Source organism: Metabacillus hrfriensis (genome assembly GCF_030127205.1).
GTDB lineage: Bacteria > Bacillota > Bacilli > Bacillales > Bacillaceae > Bacillus_P > Bacillus_P dongyingensis.
Genome location: NZ_CP126116.1, coordinates 2,760,328 through 2,780,205, shown reverse-complemented (window position 1 = coordinate 2,780,205; position 19,878 = coordinate 2,760,328). Strand labels below are relative to the sequence as shown.

Here is a 19,878-nt window from a genome sequence, read left to right as displayed (position 1 = left end):
CCTCTATCTATATAGGGGTGCATTTTTATTTTTCAAAAAATAATGGACTGGAAGTGCTAAAATGACAACTTGGAATTTGAGGGAAACGAAACATCATGTATTAATTTGCAATGGCAGCAGCTGTATGAGGAAAGGAGGCGAGGAGGTTACGCAGGCGATTAGGGAGGAAGTCACAAATATGAATCTTGATACCTTGATACATACGACACGAACCCGCTGTAACGGAAGATGCAAGGATGCTTGTGTTGTAATTGTGTATCCTGAAGGAACATGGTACAAGGCGATTACTCCGGAAATTGGAAGTGAAATCGTACAGAAACATTTGGCTGGAAAAGAAATTTTAGAAGAAGCCGTTATTTACAAATATGATCAACAAGGTTTTGCTGCTCCGGAAAACACAGAGTGTGTAGCCGGAATATCCAAACCAATAAAATAAAGCCGTTAATTTGTCATCCTTTGAGATTCCTGAATAGCAGCATGAATTTGATGGGGAATTAGCATAGATAGAGTATCAGGTATACCTTGGGAACTTATGCTGGATAAAAAATTCTCAAACAACTTTACATAAACGGGTACTCGTTGTTGGTTCACTTATTATTTTTAAAATTTTTCGTCAACACGAAGAACAAATCAATTGAAAAAAGGTTATGAATCCGGAATTGTCCTGCTGCGGCAAGAATGCCATTTATTTCTGGATGATCGAAACTGATTAATCTTGGAAACGTTTAGTTTAGAGTCAGGCAGTTTATGTTGGCTGATAGTTTGAAAGGAGGAGCAAACGTGCGGGGAAAGTTACTTGTAATTGGTTTTGGACCTGGAAGTTTTGAACATATGACAAATAGAGCTCAGGAAGCCATACAAGAGAGCGATTATATCATTGGTTATAAAACATATGTTGAGTTAATAGAAAATCTCTTGACCGATCAGAAAATTATTAGTACAGGAATGTCCGAGGAAGTAAGTCGTGCTCAAGCGGCTGTCCGTCTTGCTGAAGAAGGATATAAAGTTGCAGTCATTTCCAGTGGTGATGCAGGTGTTTATGGGATGGCAGGCCTGGTCTATGAAGTATTAATTGATAAAGGGTGGAAAGAAGAAACAGGTGTAAGTGTCGAGGTAATCCCTGGTATATCGGCCATTAATTCCTGTGCTTCTCTTCTTGGTGCACCAATCATGCATGATGCATGCACGATTAGTTTAAGTGATCATTTAACTCCATGGGATCTAATTGAAAAACGAATTGAAGCGGCCGCACAAGCTGATTTTGTTGTAGCTCTGTATAACCCAAAGAGTGGACGCCGCACAAGACAAATTCAAGAGGCACAAAGGATATTATTACAATATCGATCACCCGATACACCAGTTGGGCTGGTGAAGAGTGCATATCGTGAGAGCGAAAAGATTGTGACAACCGATCTTGCACATATGCTTGATTACGATATCGGTATGCTGACGACTGTAGTTATTGGGAATTCATCTACGTTTTTTTATGATAATAAAATGATTACACCAAGGGGGTATCAAAGGAAGTATACATTAAATACAACTGAACAAAGATTAAAACCGCATGAACGCTTAAGACATGAAAATGAACCATGGGCACTCCATAAAGGCAAGAATGAAACTGATCATAGTACTGAAGTAAAAACTATAGACGGTATTGCTGCTTCCTTACAATTAGCTCTAGAAGCTCTTAGTAAAGTTGAAGGTGAACCTAAAAGGATTCTGGAAAACGAGACTGTTAATAATCCAGTAGTATCGATTTTTGAATTAGCCGTAAGTCCAGGAATCGCAAATAAGAAGTTTACACCAGACCAAATGATCACTCTCGCTGAGGTAGTCGGAGATGAGGGGACAATGGAATACACCCCGCACCATCAAATATATTTAAAAATTCCAACTGCGAGTCCTGAGGTCATTACTCAAAAATTAAGAAGTGTAGGTTTCCTATTAGAACCTATTGGTGATGTTTTTCAGCTGAAAGCTTGTGATTTCTGCGAAGGCGAGAAAAAGGATTCCATCCCTCATGCTGAAGAGTTACATCAAAAGCTAAGCGGACTTGAATTGCCTAAAGAGCTGAAGCTTGGCTTCAATGGCTGCGGTATGGCGTGCTTTGGTGCAGTAAACGAGGACATTGGAATTGTTTATAGAAAAGGAAAGTTTGATTTGTTTTTGGGAGCGAAAACGGTAGGAAGAACAGCTCATGCAGGACAGCCTGTGGCGGAAGGTATTGAGCCAGATAAACTAGTGGAGATTATTGAAAATATTATATACGAGTATAAAGAGAAAGGTCATCCAAATGAAAGGTTCTTTAAGTACTTTAAACGTGTCGGGAAAATTCAGGGCTATACCTATAGAGACATGACACCGAAGATAGAAATTGAACCAGCTCCATGCGGAGACTAATTAGAGGATAGGGGAGAAATATATGAAAGCTGTTTTACTAGTTGGACACGGAAGCCGGGATTCAGAAGGAAATGAGCAGGTAAGAAAAACAATAGAAGATTTAAAGCCGCAGCTCGACCGGGAGCTATTAATTGAAACGTGCTTCTTAGAGTTTGAAACACCTACAATTGAACAAGGCATTCAAACATGTGTTGAAAAAGGGGCAACAAGTGTTTTTATTATTCCAATGATGTTATTAGCAGCTGGACATTCAAAGATTCATATACCAGCAGCCATTGATGAAGCAAAAGTAAAATATCCAGAGGTTCACTTTACATACGGAAGACCATTCGGAATTCACGAGGAAACGGTAGAAATTTGTAAAGATCGTTTAGAAGAAGCGGACGGGAACATAACCGAACCTGAACACAACACGGCAGTAATTTTGCTGGGTCGAGGCGGCAGCGATCCAGATGCGAATAGTGATTTATATAAAATTGCTCGCTTATTATGGGAAAAATTAAATTATAGGTTAGTAGAGCCGGCATTTATGGGTGTAACGGATCCATTAATTAAAGAAGGTGTAGAGCGCTGCATTAAATTAGGTGCGAAAAAAATTATTATACTACCATACTTTTTGTTCACCGGTATATTAATTAAGCGTCTTGAAAATATGATGGAAGAATTCGGAAATGAACATCCGGGTATTGATTTTAAGCTTGCGGGATATTTCGGGTTTCACTCTAGATTAAAAACAATTTTAAAAGACAGAATTGAAGAATCATTACAAGGTGACGTGAAAATGAATTGTGATACGTGTTTATACCGCATTGAAGCGATGGAGCATATTGATCATCACCACCACCACGACCACGATCATGATCATGACCATCATCAGCATGAGCACCATAACCATCATCATGAGGCACAAAAACTATGATTCTATTTTTAGCTGGAACCAGTGATGCAAGAGCGTTAGCCATAAAGATAAAAGAGGCTGGATACAGACTGCTGACAACTGTAGTTACTGAAAATGCCGGAATGGAAATGAGGAAGGCTGGACTAGATGTTTATGTTGGCCGTCTAACCAGTGAGGATTTTGTGAGAGTTATTAGAGAACAAGGATTTAATGCGGTTGTCGATGCGAGCCACCCATTTGCGGAAGAAGCAAGTAAAAATGCTCTATTAGGAGCGAAAGAAGCTGATATACCATACATCCGCTATGAACGTGAATCACAATCCTATGAAAATAACGGAATAACATTGGTCGACAGCTATGAGGAAGCAGCAGAAATAGCAGCTGAAAAAAAGGGAGTTATTATGCTCACTACAGGAAGCAAGACCTTGCAGACATTTACTCAGAAACTTCTAAATCAGCCTGACACTCGTGTGATTGCCCGGATGCTGCCAAGAAAAGATAATATGGAGAAATGTGAGCAGTTGGGACTGCCGCAAAAAGACATCGTTGCCATACAAGGTCCTTTTACAAAGGAGTTTAATCTTGCGCTTTACAAGCAATATGGAGTTACAACAATGATTACAAAGGAAAGCGGAAAAGCAGGGTCTGTTGATGAAAAATTAGAAGCTGCAATCGAACTTGGCATTGAAACGATCATGATAAAGAGACCAAAGATTAATTATGGAAATGCTTATTCGGATTTTTCGGATATCCTGGCACATATAAATAAAATTCTAAATAACCCAAAAATAAATGGAGACATTGGAGGAAATGAAGATGGATTTTCGTACGGAATTTAAGCCTTTAACTGTACAGCCTCAAGAAATTGAGGGATTGAGTTTTAACATGATAGATTCAGAGTTTGGTGAACATGCTTTTACAGAACAGCAGTACAAGATTGTTCAGCGGGTTGTTCATGCTTCTGCTGATTTCGAATTGGGACATAGTATGCTTTTTCATGACGACGCCATCAAAGCAGGGATAAATGCCATCCGAAATGGGGAACAGGTTTATGCGGATGTTCAAATGATATTAAGTGGAGTCAGTAAAGGGAGAATTGAAAAACATGGCGGAAGCGTGAATGTTTATATTTCCGATCAAGATGTAATGGAAGAAGCAAAACGATTAAATACAACTCGTGCAATCATTTCAGTGCGGAAAGCAATTAAGCAATTTGATGGCGGGATTTTTGCAATCGGGAATGCTCCAACTGCATTATTGGAATTAATTCGACTTATTAAAGAAGGAGAAGCAAAACCAAGTTTAGTCATCGGGCTTCCAGTAGGATTTGTTTCAGCTCCTGAATCAAAAGAAGAGTTAGCAAAATTAGATGTACCTTTTATTACAAATATAGGCAGAAAAGGCGGTAGTACGATTACAGTTGCGGCTCTAAATGCAATCTCTCTTCTAGCTGAAAAGGATTAAACGATGGATGGAAAAGCAAAAAAGAAAGATAAAAAGGAGATGCGCTCTGGATATACAACGGGCGCATGCGCAACGGCTACAACGAAAGCTGCATTAATTGCATTAATTACAGGTGAACCCCAGGCTGAAGCAACGATTTTTTTGCCAGTCGGGAAATTTGCAACCTTTGAAATGGAAAGCTGCATCGTTGAGCCTGGTCTAGCTGAAGCCGGAACAATTAAAGATGCTGGTGATGATCCAGATGCGACACATGGTGCTTTAATTAAAGCTGCTGTTTCTTGGTGTGAAAAACCTGGTATCACCCTTGATGGCGGTGTTGGTGTTGGCCGAGTTACAAAAGAAGGACTCCCAGTACCGGTCGGTGAAGCTGCAATAAACCCGGTACCGCGGAAAATGATTTACGAAACTGCTGAAGAAGTACTATCCTCCCATGGACTAATAAGAGGGATCAAAATTATTATTTCTGTTCCTGATGGTGAAAAAATGGCAGAAAAAACGCTCAATAAGCGACTTGGAATCATCGGCGGGATTTCAATATTAGGGACTAGAGGAACTGTTATACCATTTTCTAGTTCTGCATATATGGCAAGCATCGTGCAAGCCATAAGTGTGGCACGGGCAAGTAAGTGTGATCACGCAGTAATAACCACTGGAGGCCGAAGTGAAAAATTCGGGATCAAACAATATCCTGACCTTGCAGAAGAGGCATTTGTTGAAATGGGTGATTTCGTAGGCTTTACCTTAAAACAATGTAAACGTCAGGGGATTAAGAAAGTATCTTTGGTTGGAATGATGGGAAAATTCTCAAAAGTAGCACAAGGTGTCATGATGGTTCATTCCAAAAGTGCACCCGTTGATTTTAACTTTTTAGCAAATGTGGCTTCTGAAGCAGGTGTTAAAGATCTACAGCTGATCCAAACAATTCGACAAGCTAATACTGCGTCACAAGTAGGTGATCTCATGCTTGAGCTTGGTTATCATGACTTTTTTACGATTCTTTGTGACTATTGCTGCACAGCTGGATTAAAAGAAGTTGGCGGCGGAATTTCGATTGAAACAAGTTTGTACTCCATGAAGGGGACGTTACTTGGAAAGGCAGGGAAAAATGACAAAGAAGGTTAAGCTAATTGGAATAGGTGATGATGGAAAACAGAGTCTTCTTCCTATCTATGAAAAATGGATTTATGAGAGTGAAATACTAGTAGGAGGGGAAAGGCAGTTATCTTTCTTCAAAGATTATCAAGGTGAAAAAGTTACCATCAAAGGTAGTTTACCTTCGCTAGTTGCATATTTGAGCAAAGAAACTAAGAGAATTGTCGTTTTAGCATCTGGTGATCCTTTATTTTATGGAATTGGCAGTTATTTAGCCAAGAAGCTTGATGTCGAAATTTATCCTTATATAAGCTCGGTCCAGCTGGCATTTGCAAGAATGAATGAAAGCTGGCAGGATGCCTATGTATTAAGCGTTCATGGGAGAAGCATGAAAGGACTGGTCCAACGAATACATGGGCGTAAAAAAGTAGCGCTGCTTACTGATGCTAAAAATACCCCTTCTGAAATTGCCCGATATTTACTTTCATTTAATATGAATGAGTACAGGGCATTTGTGGCTGAAAATCTGGGTGGTGAAAATGAACGCTGTGCTTTTTACGAACTTGAAGAAATGGAGAACCTTGAATTCTCACCGCTTAACGTGGTCGTTCTGCAAAAGATTTCTGAGAGTAAAACGTGGCAGTTTGGGATTGATGATGATGAGTTTTATCAAAGAAAGCCAGAAAAGGGATTACTGACAAAAAAAGAAATCCGGACCATCAGCCTAAGTGAATTAAAGCTAACAGAAAGCAGCATTGTTTGGGATATTGGAACATGTACTGGTTCTGTTGCAATTGAAGCTTGTTTAATTGCAAAAGAAGGACAGGTTTTTGCGATTGAAAAAAATGAACATGACCTTGAAAATTGCCGGTTAAATATGGCGAAATTCCATACAGATTTTACTGTAATTCAAGGAAAAGCACCAAATCATCTAGAGGAATTTCCAGATCCTGATGCGATCTTTATTGGCGGAACTGCTGGGAGTATGGAGGATATTTTGACTGTTTGTTGTTCGCGTTTAAAAAAAGGCGGACGAATTGTGTTAAATGCAGTAACAATTGAAAATTTAATGCAAGCTGTTGATGGATTTAAAAGCAAAGGGTTTGAAACGAAAATTACACTTGCTCAGATTTCCAGGAGTAAGCCGATTTTAAACCTCACACGATTTGATGCATTAAATCCGATCTATATTATTACCGCACAGCATACGGAAGGGGAACAACCATGATAGGAACATTATACGGTTTAGGTGTAGGTCCTGGTGATCCGGAGCTTCTGACAGTAAAAGCTTTTCGAAAGCTTAAGGAATCTCCAGTGATCGCATACCCTAAAAAAAGAAAAGGCAGCAAAAGCTATGCCCAGCGAATTATTGATGTGTACATAACGCCAGGAGAAAAAGAGATGTTAGGTCTTGTTTTTCCAATGACAAAGGACCCTGACATACTTGAACGTGAATGGTCAAAAACAGTGGATCTTGTCTGGGAAAAGCTAAAGGCAGGCAAAGATGTCGCGTTTGTTACCGAGGGTGATCCCCTTTTATACAGTACATTTATTCATATGATGAACCTTGTAAAGGTCCGCTATCCCGAAGTGAACATTCAAACGGTGCCTGGGATTTCATCCATTAATGGTGCAGCTTCAAGACTTGGTATTGCACTTGCAGAAGGGGATGACCATGTCGCGATCATTCCTGCAAGAGATGACTATGAAGCTATGAAAAAAGCAATCATTGAAAACGACTGCATCATTTTTATCAAGGTCGCGAAAGTCATGGATCTCATGCTAAAGGTCCTGCGGGAACTGGATTTACTGAACAAAGCTTCTGTTGTGACAAAGGTAACTTCCGATGAGGAAATTATATGGGACATTCAGGAGCTGGATCGAGCAGAATTGGAATATTTAACATTAATGGTGGTGAGAAAATAATGCAAATAACAATTATAGGTGCAGGCCCGGGCGACCCGGAATTAATTACTGTAAAAGGATTAAAGTTACTTCAAGAAGCCGATGTTGTACTGTATGCTGATTCATTGGTAAGCACGGACCTGATAGAACAGGCAAAACCTGAAGCTGAGATTATCAAGACTGCAGGAATGCATCTGGATGAAATGGTTGAGATCATGGTGGATCGAGTTCAAGAAGGAAAAAAGGTAGTGCGCGTCCATACTGGAGACCCAGCCGTTTACGGAGCAATCATGGAGCAAATTGCCATTTTAAACAAGAAAGACGTAAGAGTTGAAATTATCCCGGGAGTCAGCTCAGTCTTTGCCTCTGCAGCAGCCTTAGGTGCTGAACTGACGATCCCTGAACTGACCCAAACAGTGATTCTCACACGAGCTGAAGGACGTACACCTGTACCTGAAGCTGAGAAGCTGAGAGATTTAGCGAAACACCATTGTACAGTTGCTTTGTTTTTAAGTGCTACGCTTACAAAGAAGATTGTCAAAGAATTTCTCGATGCAGGCTGGAGAAAGGATACACCAGTCGGGGTGGTCTATAAAGCATCATGGCCGGATCAAAAAATAGTAAGATCAACCCTCGAACACCTTGATGAAGATATGCGTGCCAACGGAATACGAAAACAAGCGATGATTTTAGCGGGGTGGGCACTAGATAAGGATATTCATCAAAAAGATTTTAGGTCAAAGCTCTATGACAAAGCCTTCACACATGGATTTCGAAAAGGAGTGAAAGAATGACACTCGTCTTGGAAGAGGGAAGAAACGTATCGCTTGAACAAAAAGGAACATATGCCATTGTAGCGATTACAAAGCACGGTGTTGAACTGGCTCGCAACTTGCATGCGAAATTTCATCAGACAGATTTATTTTATATGAGTAAATTTGAGAGAGGTGATGAAGATCGAAGAAATATTTCTCTTTTCGAAGGGAATGTGCGGCTTCTTCTTCCATCACTCTTTCAATCATATAAAGGAATCATCATGATCATTTCATTAGGTGCTGTCGTACGTATGATTGCACCTCTTTTAAAAGATAAAAAAACAGATCCGGCTGTTGTCGTTATTGATGACAAAGGGAAGCATGCTATCAGTGTGTTATCCGGGCATCTGGGAGGGGCAAACGAGTTAACTAAGGAAGTCGCTGATTTACTAGGTGCAGTACCTGTAATTACAACCGCATCTGACGTTCAAAAAACGATTCCTGTCGATCTATTTGGGAGTAAGTTTGGCTGGGTTTGGGAAAGTGCCGAAAAATTAACTCCTGTCAGTGCATCAGTCGTAAATGAAGAACATGTTGCTGTTATTCAGGAATCCGGAGAAAAAGAATGGTGGAATTACGATAGCCCTCTTCCGGAAACAATTAAAGTCTATCAATCGATTGAAGAAGCAATTCATGCTAAACCGAATGCGGCACTCGTTGTTACTCATAGAAATTTAAACAAGAATGAAGAAGCAATCTTACATAACGGTGTTCTTTACCGCCCTAAAGTCATTGTTCTTGGTATTGGCTGTAATAGAGGTACTTCAATGGAAGAAATCGATCAAGTCATTCATGAAACACTAAATGAGCTGCATTTTTCGATTAAAAGTGTTAAAGCTATTTGCTCTATTGATCTTAAAAAAGATGAAGAAGGGATAATCGCTGTATCTCAAAAAAATAACTGGGAATTTAAATGTTATTCATCAGAAGAATTAAATCGTGTTCAAATTGCAGAACCTTCTGAAACGGTGTTTAAATTTACTGGTGCCTATGGAGTTAGTGAGCCTGCTGCCCGTTTGTACAGCGGTGCAGAATCTCTGTCGATTTGCAAGAAGAAATCAGGCAATGTAACAATATCCGTAGCAGTCATTTCCTTTTAGAGAGGTGGAATGTTAGGTGGCAGAACGAAGAATCGTGATCGCTGGTACCGGAAGCGGTGTCGGCAAAACAACCTTAACAATTGGGTTAATGTCCGCATTAATTAAAAAAGGGTTAACTGTACAAGGATTCAAATGCGGACCAGATTATATTGATCCATCCTATCATACCGCTGTAACAAAACGGATTGCCCGTAATTTGGATAGTTGGATGTTATCAAAAGATACAGTCGTTGATATTTTTACACATGGAAGCCGTGGAGCGGACATTTCAATTATAGAAGGAGTTATGGGCTTTTTTGACGGAAAAAACCCGAAAACAAATCAAGGCAGTACTGCAGAGATTAGCATGATAACGGGAACGCCTGTTTTGCTGGTTGTAAATTGTGCCAGTATGGCCAGAAGTGCAGCTGCCATTGTCAAGGGATTCCAACTGTTCGCTGATGGCCCTAGGATTGAAGGAGTTATAGCAAACAAAGTTGGAAGCGAAGGACACTTTAAGCTGGTAAAGACTGCAATTGAACAAGAATGTCAGGTTCCTGTTATCGGCTATTTAGGGCGTGAGCTTGATATTGAAATACCAGAGAGACATCTTGGGCTTATTCCTTCTATTGAAAGAGGAGATCTTGATCCTTTTTTTGATAGATTAGGAGAGCTTGTTCTTGAAACTGTCGACATTGATAAATTACTTGAAATATCTTTAGCTTCGCCGCTGAATAAAAACGAAGCATCTGCGCTTTTTGAAAAAAAAGCAGAAAAAACGGTTAAAATTGCGGTAGCAAAAGATGCAGCTTTTAATTTTTATTATCCTGAGAACTTAGAAATCCTGGAGTCTTACGGTGCTGAAATTGTTTATTTCTCGCCATTGTCTGACGAAGCATTGCCAGCTGGTGTCAATGGACTTTATCTAGGCGGAGGTTTTCCTGAAGAATTCGCTCCTGCTCTCTCAAATAATCATATCGCAAAAGACTCCATAAAACAGGCGATTGAGCAAGGATTACCAACACTTGCCGAATGTGGAGGCTTTATGTATCTGACAGATTCAATCGAAGCAACCAATAGAATCAGCTACCCAATGGCAGGAGTTATTTCCGGCGATGTAAAAATGCAATCAAAACGAGCTGCATTAGGCTACAGAGAAATTAACGGTCGAAAAAATAATTTTCTAATCGGTGAGAATGAAAAAGCAAAAGGTCATGAATTTCATTATTCAACCTTCCATTCTGAAAATGAAATAGAGTATGCATATGAAACCAAAGGGATGCGCGGTACGAAGAAAGAAGGTTATTTAAAACATAACCTGGTAGCAGGGTATACCCATTTTCATTTTGCTTCTTGTTCTGAAATGGTAATGAATTGGATAGAGAAGTGCAAGGAAATTAAAGCCATGAGTAAAGGTGTTCAATCATTTTAAAATAGGTTACGGCAATACCAACCATCAGAAGGAAAAAGATCGCGTCATCCTGTATCCAAAAATATCGAAATTTACAGAGAAAGAGAAGCTCCAGTTTCAACGTCACCCATTCCATGTAAAAGGTTACTGGATTCATATGGGGAATCAAAGCTTTATATCAATCTTGCTCCACTCAATTTAGAATGTCGAAAAAAGAAGAGTTCTAATAAAGGACTATGACTATAGAGAAAAAAGAAAGAAGTGAGAAATGATCATGACAAAAGGATATGTTTATCTTGTCGGGGCAGGACCGGGAGATCCGAAATTAATTACAGTTTATGGTTTGGAGTGCATCCAAAAATCTGACGTGATTTTATATGATCGATTAGTAAATAAAGAGCTATTAAACCATGCCAAAAACGATGCGGAATTTATTTTTTGCGGAAAGCTTCCCGGAAAACATGAACTTATACAAGAACAAATTCATGAGCTTTTAGTTAAGTACGCCCTGAAAGGGAAAACGGTGACACGTTTAAAAGGAGGAGACCCATGTGTATTTGGACGTGTTGGGGAAGAAGCTGAGGTCCTGGCTGCAAATGGTATAAAATATGAAATTGTGCCTGGCATTACATCAGGCATCGCCGCGCCTGCCTACGCTGGAATTCCGGTTACTCACAGGGACCATGCCTCTTCCTTTGCAATTGTTACAGGTCATGGCCGCGCTGAAAAGGAAGAGGACCATCTGAATTGGCCAGCCCTTGCTCAGGGAATTGATACAATTGCTTTTTACATGGGAGTAGGAAACTTGCCTTATATTTGCAAAAAGTTAATCGAGAATGGAAAAAGTCAGGAAACCCCGGTAGCCGTTATCCAATGGGGGACAACTGAAAAACAGAAAACAGTCACAGGGAGCCTGAATACGATTGAAAAAGAGGCGGAGCTTGCACAAATAAAGCATCCTGCAATCATCCTTGTCGGTGGTGTGGTGAGGTTAAGGGAGAAAATAAAGTGGTTTGAAGAGCTGGAATTATTAAAAGACAATGATAAAAAAAAGGTGGGGGCAGCGTGTCAATCATAACGGAATTAAAAAGCCGCAGGGCAATACGCGACTATCGTGATCAAGCCGTAGAAGACGAAAAGATTAAGGAATTACTGGAAATAGCAACTTGGGCTCCAAACGATCGGATGAGAGAGCCATGGGGTTTTTATGTCATAAGAGGTGAAGCTAAAAAAAGGTATGAAAAGCTGGCAGAAGAGTTTTTGCAAGAACGTTTTCCAACAAAACCGAATTTAGTACTAAGTTCCCTCAAAGTATTAAAGAACACACCGGTACATATCGTTGTTACTTCTGACATCGTTCCTGAGGATGAAGAAGCGTCCCGAGATAATGAATATGCGGTATGCTGTGCGATTCATTCAATGTGGCTGGCCGCGAAGGATCTGGGATTAGGATTTGTGTGGCGGACAAGAGGCGTGGGGCTTGTTCATGATAAACGGATGTATCAGTTCATTGGTGCGCCTGAGAATAAGAAGATAATAGGGAATATATTTATTGGGTATCCAGATGAAGAGGCTTTAAAGAAGATGAAGACTTCCGCAAGAACATCCTTTGAAGAAAAAACGGTTTGGTTATAGAAAGAAGAGACAATTTTAAGGAAGAACCAACAGGCTGAACCCAATTCTACAATAAGGCAGTCTCTTGTTAGGGAGAAAATAGAGCAAAACCTCCCATCTATTTAAGCGATGTAGATATGTATTTTTGTATCCTTTAATAGTTTGGCTGATGGGAAAAAGGGGTTTTTGGCATGAAGGTGGGAATAGGAAGGTGCAATGGTACGTTTGGCGAACTTGTTCAAGGCGTTTTATGTGAACGCCCATTTTTAATATCGCTGCCTATACCAATTTTAAAGAGCAACGCTGTTTTTATTCCTTATAACAAGATGGGTGAGATTACTGGATCACTCTCAAATACAAAAGCGGTAGAGGCATGCAAAAAGGTGTTTCAATGGTTTGATTTAAAAGGCGGAGGGCATTTGGAGGTTAACTCGAATATTCCGAGGGGTAAAGGATTGGCCAGTAGTTCAGCTGATGTTGTTGCGGCAATGAAGGCTGTTGCGGATAGTTATTCCATACCCTTGTCAGAAGAGATCATCTCACGGATTTCCAGTGAGATTGAGCCTACTGATGGTGTTATGTATAAAGAGGTGGTTGCATACGACTACATTCATGGACAATTAATAGAGACGCTAGGTCCTTTACCATCCTTCGTTTTGATCGGAATGGATTTAGGAGGAACAATTAATACGCTTGAATTTAACAGACAGCCCAAACGATATAGCAAGGAGGATCAAGCCGTTTTCTCAAAGGCATATGATTTGGTTAAATTAGGAATAGAATTTCAGGATTTGTCTTTTGTTTGTCAAGCAGCGACACTAAGCGCCAGTATAAACCAAAAAATATTGCCAAAACGTTATTTTAATGAATTTAAAAGCTTTGCTTTAAAGTACGATGGAGGACTTATCATCGCTCACAGCGGCACTGTTCTAGGGGTTTTATTGAATCCGTCTTTTGAGAATATTGGCGAAATTGCAGAAACAATTTCTAAACGTATTATCCAGTTGAGCAATCAGCCTAACATGAAACCTTTCTATTATTTTCATAGATCAAACTGAGTAGACTGACTTAATAATTGACAATGAAGTTTTGCTGGATTCCGGAAAATGTAAGTTAGTGAAAACTTTTTAGAAAATAGAGGAGAGAAATTTTATGTTTTCTAAAGAAGAAAAAGAATCTGTTTATAAAGTAATTTACAAGAGAAGAGATATTCGAAGCTTTCTGTCTGTCCCTATTTCTAAAGATATTATACATAGAATATTAAACGCTGCTCACCATGCACCTTCAGTTGGATTTATGCAGCCTTGGAATTTCATAATCATTTCATCTGAAAAAATAAAAGAAAAATTAGCTTGGGCAGCAGACAAGGAAAGACGAGCATTAGCTATTCATTATGATGGAGAAAGAGAAACAAGATTTCTTGGTTTAAAAGTAGAAGGTATAAAAGAAGCTCCAATCACAATATGTGTAACTTGCGACCCAGCAAGAGGAGGTTCACATGTATTAGGGAGAAATTCAATTCCTGAAACAGATATTCTTTCAACAGCCTGTGCCATTCAAAATATGTGGCTGGCAGCTTGTGCTGAAGGGCTTGCCTTAGGGTGGGTAAGTTTTTATAAAAAGAATGATATTCGTGACATTTTAGATATCCCTCTTCATATAGATCCTATCGCTCTTCTATCTATTGGTTATACGGATGAATATCCGGAGAAACCTATTTTAGAATTAGCTAATTGGGAAAAAAGGCATCCTTTAGAACAGCTTATCTATGAAAATAAATGGGGGGAAAACAAACATCAGGGTGATTGAAACAATAATTATTTAGAAGTGAAGGTGTCCTAAGGTGGACTTAATAGGGAAATGTGGTGTGAATCCAGAACTTCCCCGCACACTGTTAAATGGTTTTATTTTATAGGAAGTGCTTAAAGCAGGGTGATGCATAAGTCAGGAGATCTGCCTTTATTATTACTGCGGGAATGGAGAGAGTGCTTTTAAGTGTATCCTTTTTCTCTTTTTAGTTTAAGTTCGCTCATGGTTTAGGTGGGCGTTTTTTATTTGTCTTAATTTCTGCATTTCGAATCAGAGGAGCGTTTTTTGAAGAATGGAGTTGATTTCTATTAATAGTCATAAGCAGGAAGCCATTGGGGGTTACAAACATATAAGCATTGTTATGCTCTTAGTCATTGCTCTTATCACAGTAGTAACGATTGCAGTGATGGTTGGTCCTGTTTCAATTCATCCGGCAACATTTTGGAAAATCATAGCTTATAAAATTCCAATTTTACAAGAATGGATTCCTGTCACATGGTCTAAAGCAGAAGAGAATATCATTTGGAACATTCGTTTTCCAAGAGTGATATTAGGAGTAATTGTAGGCGCCGGGTTAACTATCGCTGGTACAACAATACAAGCTTTGGTTCGGAATTCGTTAGCGGATCCCTATATACTAGGAGTTTCATCGGGTGCATCTGTTGGGGCTACACTAGTCATTATCTTTGGTGCGTTTTCAATGTTTGGACAATATGCATTATCACTTGCTGCATTTTTAGGCTCGCTTCTTTCAGTTGTTCTGGTTTTTCTACTGTCGCAAGTCGGGGGAAGAATTTCAACTGAACGTCTCCTATTAGCTGGAATTTCAGTTTCTATGATTCTATCTGCATTTACAAGCTTCATCGTCATTTCTGCACCTCGTCAAGAAGGGATAAGGGATGCGTTGTTTTGGATGATGGGAAGCTTGGCAGGAGCAAACTGGAAGCACATACCTATACCTTTTGTAATAACAGTTATTGTTTTTATTTTCATTTGGAGCCAGTATCGCTATATGAATTTGCTCTTAATGGGGGAAGAGGCAGCTGTTACTTTAGGGTTGAACGTAGAAGTATTTCGAAAAATATTAATTTTAGTTACTGCACTACTAACAGGGGTTTTAGTTGCTGTCAGTGGAGCCATTGGTTTTATCGGATTAATGATTCCTCATATTGTTCGTCTCATCCTTGGATCTGACCATAAAATGCATATCCCCATCAGTGCTTTAATGGGGTCTGTATTTCTTGTGATGGCTGATTTATTTGCAAGACTTATCATTGCTCCCGAGGAAATGCCAATTGGGATCGTAACAGCTCTTTGCGGTGCTCCATTTTTTATTTGGCTTTTACGCAAGAGTTCATATTCATTTGGAGGAGGGGGCTAAGCATGGATGTTTCAATAAAAGATATTTCAGCTTCTATTGGAAAACGAAAAGTACTTAAAGAAGTTAATCTGAATATTCATTCTGGTGAAGTAGCAGGTATTATTGGTCCAAACGGAAGCGGTAAATCCACTTTATTAAAAAATATGTCTCGTGTGATAAGACCAGATGCTGGTGTTATCACTCTTTCAGGTGAATATATAGATAAAATGTCTTCCCGTAAGTTATCACAGCACCTCGCTATTGTCAGTCAGGAATCACCTGTCACATTTGATTTCACAGTAAGAGAAATTGTATTGATGGGCCGTTCCCCTCACAAAGGCTTTCTTAAAGCAGATACAAAACATGATGAAGACATTATAGACCTGGCCTTAGAAAAGGTTGGAATGCAGGAATTCAAACAGCGGAGTTTTTCTTCATTATCTGGCGGTGAAAAACAACGGGTCATGATTGCAAGAGCTCTTGCACAAGAAGCCAAGGTACTCTTACTTGATGAACCAACCAATCATTTAGATGTACATCATCAAATACAAATTATGGATTTAGTTCAGAAGCTGAAAAACATTACTGTTATTGCAGCATTACATGATTTAAATCTAGCTGCTTATTACTGTGATCGTATATTTGTTATGCACCAAGGAGAAATTGCAGCTTACGGCTCCCCAGAAGAAGTACTGACAAAACAATTATTAAAGGAAATCTTCAGAGTCAATGCAGATATCAATATACATCCATTAACAAAAAAGACACATATTACTTTTTTGTCGGAGAGTCTTTTATATGACTAGATTTCAGAAAAAACATTGTTATAGGAAAAGGAGAGGAAAAAATGAAATTTAAAATAGATAAAATACGAATGGGATTAATGGTTTGTATGCTTCTTTTTATTTCTGGCTGCAATCAACAAACGGAAGTGATCGGAGAACAAGAGAACACCGATATAGCACAAGAAGAAACTGAAAATGAAGTTATAGAAATTAATAATCTGGATCGTAAAATTCAGTTTAGAGAAGCTCCAAAAAGAGCTGTAAGTTTAAATCAGCATATTACTGAAATTATGCTGGCACTTGGACTCGAAGATTCAATGGCAGGAACTGCATATTTAGATGATGAAATTTTACCGGAGCTGAAGGAAAAATACGAAAAGGTTCCTATCCTTGCTGATGAATATCCGAGTCAGGAAGTTTTATTAAAAGCAGAACCTGATTTTGTATATGCAGGCTGGGAAAGTGCATATAAAGAAGAAGCGGTTGGTTCTATAGAGGAACTAGAGAGTTTTGGTATTAAAGCATATCTTCATGAATCGTCAAATATAGTAGCACCTACCATGGATGATGTATTTTCTGACATCAGCAATATAGGAAAAATCTTTCGAGTGGAAGACAGAGCTGAAGAATTAATCACTGCCATTAAGACCGATATGAACGATATCGAAACGAAATTAGGCAACATCGAAGATCCAGTTAACGTATTTGTTTATGATAGCGGTGAAAAAGAGCCATTTACTTCTGCTCAAAACTTTTTAAATAATATTATCACTCTTGCTGGGGGACACAATATTTTTAGCGATATTGAAAAAGGCTGGGCAAGCGTAACTTGGGAAGAGGTTGTGAAACGAAATCCTGAAGTGATTGTCATTATGGACTATGGAAATACGACAGTGGAACAAAAGAAAGCTTATTTGTTAGCACATCCTGCTCTTCAAGATGTATCAGCTATCAAAAACAAGCGTTTTGTGGTTCTTCCGCTAACTGCAGGTGCAGAGGGAATTCGCGGCCCTCAAGCACTTAATACATTAGCAAGGGCATTTTATCCTGAGAAATTTGAGTAAAAAAGGGAGTAAATGATTGTTGGATAATAAACAATGTGGCGTGCCATGGTATTGTCATCCTCTTTCTTTTTCCTATTTATAAGTATATACTGAGAGTATGAAAAGGAGGTGAATGCAGCAGATGATCTTAGAATTTACACATGATTTGGCGCCATATTTATCGCTGTTAAGCTTATTCTTTACTGTAGCAGCCATGTTTGCTTTCGGCTACTTGCTGAATCAATCATTAAAGAAGCATCCTTCTTTAAAGGCGGTCATGAAAAAAGAGCAGGAGAATCAATTTTCCCCGCAGCGGATGCAAAATGAAACAAATGCTATTTCACTTTGGATTACCATGCAAATGAGGCAGTATGATTCAGGTGATGATGTACCATCTACTATCTTTCTTGGAAGTTTAGCTCAAAATGGAAAACACCAAGGAGGATTTAAATGGAAAAGAAAGCTGCATTCATTTCACGGAAAACATTACTCATACTGTTAGGAATTACACTGCTGATTTTACTGAGCGGCTGCCAGCAGGCAAATGGAAACATTCAGGATATTACAGGCCAGACACCTGGTTTTTTTAATCACTATTTTGTGTATCCCTTCTCTGTATTGCTTACAACATTTGCGGACTGGTTTCAAGGAAGCTACGGATTTTCAATTATCCTTGTCACGCTGCTGATCCGATTCGTGCTTCTGCCTTTTGCTTTAAAGCAGTCAAAAGATCAGATGCATATGAAAGGCAAGATGGAAAAAGCACAACCTGAATTAAAAGCACTGCAGGAAAAAATGAAAAAAGCAAAAGATGCTGAAACAAAGTCGAAGCTTCAGCAGGAAACGATGAAGATTTATCAAAAGCATAATATTAACCCGCTGGCTACTTTGGGAGGGTGCTTGCCGCTTCTCATACAGCTGCCGTTTCTGACAGGCTTTTATTATGCCATTCAAAGAACTCCTGAAATCGCAGAGCATTCGTTTTTATGGTTCAATCTGGGCAGTCCTGATTTAACATTGACCCTTCTAGCTGCCGGGATCTATTTTTTACAGTCAAGGGTTTCATTAATTGGTCTTGATGAGGCGCAGAGAAAGCAAATGGCGATGTTCAGCTATCTGTCGCCAATCATGATTGGCGTATTTTCTCTGACAGCACCTGCTGCACTGCCCCTATACTGGACGATCGGCGGAATCTTTGTCATCCTTCAAACATTGCTTACAAAGAAGCTATTTCAAGCAGAACCAAGCTCATTATCAATGGCTAAATCATAACACCCAGGGCCAATTCCAAGTGAATTGGCCTTTTTTGCTGCTTAAAAAAAGGGTTTGCTGCTTATCAGGCAGAATGTAATAGAGGATATAAATGAAAACTACTAAAGGAGTAACAAGATGAAGTCAGATGTGTTTCAAAAAACAATCACAAAAGTAATAGATGTCAATCTGTCCTACCTTTTAAAACTTCCAGCTGGATATGAAAAAGGAACGGGAGAGGTACCTCTTGTTTTATTTCTTCACGGAGCCGGTGAACGGGGAACAGATCCAAAGCTTGTAAAAAAAATAGGACTGCCGGAAGTCGTTGATAAAGGAGACTTTCCGTTTATTCTCCTTGCACCTCAGTGTCCAATTTCCACTGCAGGGAGAGCAAATTGGATCATGGAATTAGATGGTGTGTCTGCACTTTTAAAAGAGGTTATTGAAACGCATCGCGTCGACCTCAAGCGAATATATTTAACAGGTATGAGCATGGGAGCTTATGGGGCTTTTGAGCTTGCATCAAGGATGCCTGATCTATTTGCTGCACTAGCGCCTATTTGCGGGGGAGGCTGCCCTGAAAAAGCAGATCGGTTAAAAGAAATTCCAACATGGATCTTTCATGGGGAAAGAGACGATGTTATCCCAATCAGGGAAAGCTTGGATATGGTGAATGCTATTAAAACTGCGGGAGGGAATGTAATGTTTACTTCTTATCCTGAAGCAGGTCATGACTCATGGACAGCTGCCTACAATGATCCTGAGTTTTTTTCATGGCTTCTGAAGCAAAGTAAATAAAAAAGGAGACGCTGTAAAAACAGTCGTCTCCTTGCGTTTTGAGGCGAAAAACCACATGACCACATTCATGTGTGCGGAAAACCGCATGTCCTTCGACTTACACAAATCAGCTCATCGCTCTAGTAATATACCATTTAAACCATCTGTACAC

Annotated in this window: 21 protein-coding genes and 1 riboswitch; all 21 genes read left to right on the top strand. The window is 39.4% G+C overall.

Going from position 1 to position 19,878, the window contains the following annotated elements; all coding sequences use genetic code 11:
• Positions 1–61 precede the first annotated feature (61 nt).
• The 21 genes from QLQ22_RS13835 (at position 62) to QLQ22_RS13735 (ending at position 19,727) form a co-directional block, all read left to right on the top strand.
• Positions 62–436 (top strand): (2Fe-2S) ferredoxin domain-containing protein, encoded by a 375-nt coding sequence (locus QLQ22_RS13835; protein ID WP_284014990.1) that lies wholly within the window; start codon positions 62–64, stop codon positions 434–436.
• A 344-nt stretch (positions 437–780) separates the two neighbouring features.
• Complete coding sequence (cobJ, locus tag QLQ22_RS13830; RefSeq protein ID WP_223435467.1) at positions 781–2,403, top strand: precorrin-3B C(17)-methyltransferase; 1,623 nt, start codon at positions 781–783, stop codon at positions 2,401–2,403.
• 22 nt (positions 2,404–2,425) lie between these two features.
• Positions 2,426–3,322: a sirohydrochlorin chelatase gene (locus tag QLQ22_RS13825; protein WP_284014989.1), complete on the top strand. Its 897-nt coding sequence runs from the start codon at positions 2,426–2,428 to the stop codon at positions 3,320–3,322.
• Positions 3,319–4,140 carry a precorrin-6A reductase gene (gene cobK, locus QLQ22_RS13820; RefSeq protein ID WP_223435464.1) on the top strand — a complete coding sequence of 274 codons (822 nt, stop codon included), beginning with the start codon at positions 3,319–3,321 and terminating at the stop codon, positions 4,138–4,140. The genes QLQ22_RS13825 and cobK overlap by 4 nt, the downstream gene beginning before the upstream one ends.
• The gene (locus QLQ22_RS13815; RefSeq protein WP_223435463.1) at positions 4,118–4,765 is read left to right on the top strand and encodes a precorrin-8X methylmutase; all 648 of its coding nucleotides are present in this window, start codon (positions 4,118–4,120) and stop codon (positions 4,763–4,765) included. The genes cobK and QLQ22_RS13815 overlap by 23 nt, the downstream gene beginning before the upstream one ends.
• 3 nt (positions 4,766–4,768) lie before the next feature.
• The gene (locus QLQ22_RS13810; RefSeq protein ID WP_284014988.1) at positions 4,769–5,887 is read left to right on the top strand and encodes a cobalt-precorrin-5B (C(1))-methyltransferase; all 1,119 of its coding nucleotides are present in this window, start codon (positions 4,769–4,771) and stop codon (positions 5,885–5,887) included.
• Positions 5,871–7,085 (top strand): precorrin-6y C5,15-methyltransferase (decarboxylating) subunit CbiE, encoded by a 1,215-nt coding sequence (gene cbiE / locus QLQ22_RS13805; RefSeq protein ID WP_223435458.1) that lies wholly within the window; start codon positions 5,871–5,873, stop codon positions 7,083–7,085. Before QLQ22_RS13810 ends, cbiE begins: the two co-directional genes overlap by 17 nt.
• Positions 7,082–7,783, top strand: a complete 702-nt coding sequence (gene cobI / locus QLQ22_RS13800; RefSeq protein WP_284014987.1) for a precorrin-2 C(20)-methyltransferase — start codon at positions 7,082–7,084, stop codon at positions 7,781–7,783. The genes cbiE and cobI overlap by 4 nt, the downstream gene beginning before the upstream one ends.
• Positions 7,783–8,556, top strand: a complete 774-nt coding sequence (gene cobM, locus QLQ22_RS13795) for a precorrin-4 C(11)-methyltransferase (protein ID WP_223435455.1) — start codon at positions 7,783–7,785, stop codon at positions 8,554–8,556. Before cobI ends, cobM begins: the two co-directional genes overlap by 1 nt.
• Entirely contained in the window at positions 8,553–9,677 is a 1,125-nt protein-coding gene (locus QLQ22_RS13790) for a cobalt-precorrin 5A hydrolase (RefSeq protein WP_284014986.1), read from the top strand. Before cobM ends, QLQ22_RS13790 begins: the two co-directional genes overlap by 4 nt.
• 16 nt (positions 9,678–9,693) lie before the next feature.
• The gene (locus tag QLQ22_RS13785) at positions 9,694–11,088 is read left to right on the top strand and encodes a cobyrinic acid a,c-diamide synthase CobB (RefSeq protein ID WP_284014985.1); all 1,395 of its coding nucleotides are present in this window, start codon (positions 9,694–9,696) and stop codon (positions 11,086–11,088) included.
• Positions 11,089–11,341: 253 nt separating this feature from the next.
• Positions 11,342–12,145, top strand: a complete 804-nt coding sequence (gene cobA, locus QLQ22_RS13780; protein WP_284014984.1) for a uroporphyrinogen-III C-methyltransferase — start codon at positions 11,342–11,344, stop codon at positions 12,143–12,145.
• Complete coding sequence (locus QLQ22_RS13775) at positions 12,133–12,702, top strand: nitroreductase family protein (protein WP_223435450.1); 570 nt, start codon at positions 12,133–12,135, stop codon at positions 12,700–12,702. Before cobA ends, QLQ22_RS13775 begins: the two co-directional genes overlap by 13 nt.
• A 170-nt stretch (positions 12,703–12,872) precedes the next feature.
• The gene (locus QLQ22_RS13770; RefSeq protein WP_284014983.1) at positions 12,873–13,739 is read left to right on the top strand and encodes a GHMP family kinase ATP-binding protein; all 867 of its coding nucleotides are present in this window, start codon (positions 12,873–12,875) and stop codon (positions 13,737–13,739) included.
• Positions 13,740–13,833: 94 nt separating this feature from the next.
• A complete protein-coding gene (gene bluB / locus QLQ22_RS13765) occupies positions 13,834–14,490 on the top strand; it encodes a 5,6-dimethylbenzimidazole synthase (RefSeq protein ID WP_223435448.1) in 657 nt (218 codons plus the stop codon).
• A 5-nt stretch (positions 14,491–14,495) separates the two neighbouring features.
• Positions 14,496–14,656, top strand: a riboswitch (cobalamin riboswitch).
• Positions 14,657–14,782: 126 nt separating this feature from the next.
• A complete protein-coding gene (locus tag QLQ22_RS13760) occupies positions 14,783–15,871 on the top strand; it encodes a FecCD family ABC transporter permease (RefSeq protein WP_223435446.1) in 1,089 nt (362 codons plus the stop codon).
• 2 nt (positions 15,872–15,873) lie between these two features.
• Positions 15,874–16,656, top strand: a complete 783-nt coding sequence (locus QLQ22_RS13755) for a heme ABC transporter ATP-binding protein (protein WP_223435445.1) — start codon at positions 15,874–15,876, stop codon at positions 16,654–16,656.
• 41 nt (positions 16,657–16,697) lie between these two features.
• Complete coding sequence (locus tag QLQ22_RS13750; RefSeq protein ID WP_223435444.1) at positions 16,698–17,699, top strand: ABC transporter substrate-binding protein; 1,002 nt, start codon at positions 16,698–16,700, stop codon at positions 17,697–17,699.
• A gap of 121 nt (positions 17,700–17,820) precedes the next feature.
• Entirely contained in the window at positions 17,821–18,180 is a 360-nt protein-coding gene (locus QLQ22_RS13745) for a hypothetical protein (RefSeq protein ID WP_223435443.1), read from the top strand.
• Positions 18,129–18,950, top strand: coding sequence for a membrane protein insertase YidC (gene yidC / locus QLQ22_RS13740; RefSeq protein ID WP_223435442.1), 822 nt, complete (start codon positions 18,129–18,131; stop codon positions 18,948–18,950). Before QLQ22_RS13745 ends, yidC begins: the two co-directional genes overlap by 52 nt.
• Positions 18,951–19,067: 117 nt before the next feature.
• Positions 19,068–19,727 (top strand): carboxylesterase family protein, encoded by a 660-nt coding sequence (locus QLQ22_RS13735; RefSeq protein ID WP_223435441.1) that lies wholly within the window; start codon positions 19,068–19,070, stop codon positions 19,725–19,727.
• The last annotated feature ends 151 nt before the right edge of the window (positions 19,728–19,878 follow it).

What these genes read in the sequence shown, in the direction of transcription:
- QLQ22_RS13835 (WP_284014990.1), top strand. Translation starts at nt 62, where the DNA reads ATGACAACTTGGAATTTGAGGGAAACGAAACATCATGTATTAATTTGC.
- QLQ22_RS13825 (WP_284014989.1), top strand. Translation starts at nt 2,426, where the DNA reads ATGAAAGCTGTTTTACTAGTTGGACACGGAAGCCGGGATTCAGAAGGA.
- cobK (WP_223435464.1), top strand. Translation starts at nt 3,319, where the DNA reads ATGATTCTATTTTTAGCTGGAACCAGTGATGCAAGAGCGTTAGCCATA.
- QLQ22_RS13815 (WP_223435463.1), top strand. Translation starts at nt 4,118, where the DNA reads ATGGATTTTCGTACGGAATTTAAGCCTTTAACTGTACAGCCTCAAGAA.
- QLQ22_RS13810 (WP_284014988.1), top strand. Translation starts at nt 4,769, where the DNA reads ATGGATGGAAAAGCAAAAAAGAAAGATAAAAAGGAGATGCGCTCTGGA.
- cbiE (WP_223435458.1), top strand. Translation starts at nt 5,871, where the DNA reads ATGACAAAGAAGGTTAAGCTAATTGGAATAGGTGATGATGGAAAACAG.
- cobI (WP_284014987.1), top strand. Translation starts at nt 7,082, where the DNA reads ATGATAGGAACATTATACGGTTTAGGTGTAGGTCCTGGTGATCCGGAG.
- cobM (WP_223435455.1), top strand. Translation starts at nt 7,783, where the DNA reads ATGCAAATAACAATTATAGGTGCAGGCCCGGGCGACCCGGAATTAATT.
- QLQ22_RS13790 (WP_284014986.1), top strand. Translation starts at nt 8,553, where the DNA reads ATGACACTCGTCTTGGAAGAGGGAAGAAACGTATCGCTTGAACAAAAA.
- cobA (WP_284014984.1), top strand. Translation starts at nt 11,342, where the DNA reads ATGACAAAAGGATATGTTTATCTTGTCGGGGCAGGACCGGGAGATCCG.
- QLQ22_RS13770 (WP_284014983.1), top strand. Translation starts at nt 12,873, where the DNA reads ATGAAGGTGGGAATAGGAAGGTGCAATGGTACGTTTGGCGAACTTGTT.
- bluB (WP_223435448.1), top strand. Translation starts at nt 13,834, where the DNA reads ATGTTTTCTAAAGAAGAAAAAGAATCTGTTTATAAAGTAATTTACAAG.
- QLQ22_RS13760 (WP_223435446.1), top strand. Translation starts at nt 14,783, where the DNA reads ATGGAGTTGATTTCTATTAATAGTCATAAGCAGGAAGCCATTGGGGGT.
- QLQ22_RS13755 (WP_223435445.1), top strand. Translation starts at nt 15,874, where the DNA reads ATGGATGTTTCAATAAAAGATATTTCAGCTTCTATTGGAAAACGAAAA.
- QLQ22_RS13750 (WP_223435444.1), top strand. Translation starts at nt 16,698, where the DNA reads ATGAAATTTAAAATAGATAAAATACGAATGGGATTAATGGTTTGTATG.
- QLQ22_RS13745 (WP_223435443.1), top strand. Translation starts at nt 17,821, where the DNA reads ATGATCTTAGAATTTACACATGATTTGGCGCCATATTTATCGCTGTTA.
- yidC (WP_223435442.1), top strand. Translation starts at nt 18,129, where the DNA reads ATGGAAAAGAAAGCTGCATTCATTTCACGGAAAACATTACTCATACTG.
- QLQ22_RS13735 (WP_223435441.1), top strand. Translation starts at nt 19,068, where the DNA reads ATGAAGTCAGATGTGTTTCAAAAAACAATCACAAAAGTAATAGATGTC.